The following is an 832-nucleotide window of genomic DNA, read 5'->3' as shown; positions in this document are numbered from 1 at the left end:
CCAACGGCTCGGTATATACTGAGACTCTATTCACAACACCACAGCAGGAGACCATCAAACCATTGTTGGAGGCATTAGATCAAGACAAAAATAAAGCAGGGTGACGCATTGTCAAAGTCAGGAAAAATGGCATATGAAGTGATTATACTTTCACATCTTCATAGGCCATTGTATTTTATTTTACTGAATATCCCTATATATTAGGATAAAGCGAAGTGGTTGCAGGAGTGCATCAAACCGCTTCACTTTAAGCCATATCCTATATATACGACAATAAAGTGAAGTGGTTATACAGCTAGCAACCTATATGAAAAGGTACTGGCGAAAAGAAAAACAAGCAATAACCGATAAAGACAATCATTTATGGATATACAGACAGCAAAACAAATCAGGCTGGAAGAGTATCTTCACAGCTGGGGATATAGCCCGGTGAAGCGGCAGGGCATCAATCTTTCCTGACTTCGTCAACGTGTCACCCAAAACTCATCAGAGAATAATGGCGCGATACATTGATGTCGTTTCATCAGCATAGTTCGATTGATAACCTGTTTGTTCTTGGGCAGTGTCATCTGTATTGTTACAATCGTCTGCGCAAGTGCCAAAACCTTGTCGACACTCATATTGATATTGGATAGTTTCAGCAGCCGCTCCAGTTCCTTATAAACTTTCAATGCCACAAAACAGATGCATACGTGTGCCTTTATCCTGCGGTGGGTGAAGTGGAACATTGGTCGTATCTCTATCTTCGATTTTGAGATGCGGAAAGCCCTTTCGACATGCCATAGGTTATGATATGCGGCATATACTTCACCGGTCGGGATATTTGTATTGG

General features: G+C 41.5%; 1 pseudogene. It reads right to left on the bottom strand.

From position 1 onward, the window contains the following. Positions 1–464: 464 nt before the first annotated feature. A pseudogene (locus tag C8275_RS14905) lies at positions 465–832 on the bottom strand (transposase); the annotation flags it as partial.

Source organism: Bacteroides sp. Marseille-P3684 (genome assembly GCF_900291465.1).
Taxonomy (GTDB): domain Bacteria; phylum Bacteroidota; class Bacteroidia; order Bacteroidales; family Bacteroidaceae; genus Phocaeicola_A.
This window is presented reverse-complemented; position numbering and strand designations above follow the sequence as displayed.